This is a genomic window from Aeromicrobium sp. (assembly GCF_036675695.1).
Lineage (GTDB): Bacteria > Actinomycetota > Actinomycetes > Propionibacteriales > Nocardioidaceae > Aeromicrobium.
In genome coordinates this window covers 1-1616 of record NZ_JAKFEL010000189.1, presented here as the reverse complement: position 1 = coordinate 1616, position 1616 = coordinate 1, and the positions used below count along the sequence as shown (strand labels likewise).

Here is a 1616-nt window from a genome sequence, read left to right as displayed (position 1 = left end):
GGGGGAGACCTGGGAGATCGAGGACCGGTACGTCGACGGGAGCCGCCTCCGGCTTCGTGAGGTACGACGACCCGACGGCACCACCGTGCGCAAGCTCGGGCACAAGGTGCGCCTTGGCGACAGTCCGGCCGAGGTCGCGTGCACGTCGATCTACCTCGACGACGCCGAGTGGGCGCTGCTCTGCTCGAGCCTGCCGGCAAGGATGCTGCGCAAGCGGCGGCACCACGTCCACCGCGACGGGTGGCACGTCGTTGTTGATGAGTTCGAGGACGGCACGCTGCTCGCCGAGATCGATGACGGCGACCACGAACCCCGGTCTGCTCCGGTGTGGCTCGAGATCGTCGAGGACGTCAGTGGCAACGAGGCGTGGACCGGGGCTGCTCTGGCGCGGGCTGTGGATGGACCGTGTTGATGTCCATCCGCGGTGATCGAATGGGGTGATGGAAACTCTCTCGGGCGTCGAACCTCCTCGGCGGTATGATGCAGGTATGACCATCAAGATCGCGGTCAGTCTTCCGGACCACCTGGTGGCGGAGGCGCGGGCAGCCGTGGCCGAGGGCCGCGCTGATTCGGTCTCGGGCTACGTCGCCGAGGCCATGGAGTCGGTCAGCCGTCGAAAGACGCTGGGCGACCTTCTCAAGGATCTCGACGCCGAGTTCGGGCCGACGTCGGCGGAGGCCAAGGCGTGGGCTGCAACCTTCTTTGAGTCGTGATGGCTGGGCTGACGCTCGACTCTGGTGCGTTGATCGCACTGGAGAAGGGCAACGACCGCATCCGTGAGTTGCTGCTCGGCGCTCGCGACCATGGGCTGCCGATCCACGTGCCTGCCGGCGTGATTGCGCAGGTGTGTCGGGGTGGTCCGCGACGGGCAACCGTCGCGATTCTGCTCGGCCTGCCCAACGTCATCGAGGTGCCGCTCGACGGGCTCACGGCGCGTGCAGTCGGAGTTCTGTGCGGGCGCAGCGGCCACCACGACGTCGTCGACGTCCACGTCGTCCTGCACGCGCGCGAACACGGACACATCGTGGTGACGTCGGATCCCGACGATCTCCGCAAGGTTGATCCGTCCGTCTCCTTGGCCGTGATCTGATCCCGAAGACAGCCCGACGGGCATGCCGGAATCGGCGTACGACGAAGCAGGCGCTCACTCGCCGAGAGTCCCTGCCCACCGGGGGACTATGCCGTGCTCGCGGGTGAACTGATGGTCGCAGCAGTCGAGCGCAAGAGCCCTGCCGTCTGCGGATCTCGAGGGGTTCGGCGCGGCAGCGATTGCCGGTCTTGCGACGGCTGCACCCCTGCCGCGGCGCGAGCCGACGCCGGCCGAGATCCGAGCGTGGGCACTCGGTGCCGGGTGGTCGTTGTCGGCGAAGGGGCGAGTGCCGGCGGAGGTCAGGTCGGCGTGGATTGCCGCGCTTGGCACTCGCTGACGCGGCCGTCGCGCGAAACCCACCTTCTTCAGCAAGTTCCTGCTCAGGTACGACGACACCGGCGGTCCGCAGCCGCCAAGATCGACCCATGCGACTTCCTGGTGCCCTCGTCCGGCCGCTGATCAAGTCGGGCAAGAAGCCGATGAACGCCATGCGCGCGCCCGAGGCGATGACCGTCCTGGACCGGCC

At 67.9% G+C, this 1616-nt stretch carries 4 protein-coding genes; all 4 read left to right on the top strand.

Features of this window, described 5'->3' with window-relative positions:
* Window positions 1-412: hypothetical protein (locus V6M39_RS12280; RefSeq protein WP_332644101.1), on the top strand; the 412-nt coding region annotated here is incomplete at its 5' end.
* Window positions 413-488: 76 nt separating this feature from the next.
* Window positions 489-713, top strand: a complete 225-nt coding sequence (locus V6M39_RS12275; RefSeq protein ID WP_332644100.1) for a hypothetical protein — start codon at window positions 489-491, stop codon at window positions 711-713.
* Window positions 713-1090 (top strand): PIN domain-containing protein, encoded by a 378-nt coding sequence (locus V6M39_RS12270; protein ID WP_332644099.1) that lies wholly within the window; start codon window positions 713-715, stop codon window positions 1088-1090. The genes V6M39_RS12275 and V6M39_RS12270 overlap by 1 nt, the downstream gene beginning before the upstream one ends.
* A gap of 139 nt (window positions 1091-1229) precedes the next feature.
* Entirely contained in the window at window positions 1230-1427 is a 198-nt protein-coding gene (locus V6M39_RS18105; protein WP_442880793.1) for an Lsr2 family DNA-binding protein, read from the top strand.
* Window positions 1428-1616: the final 189 nt, after the last annotated feature.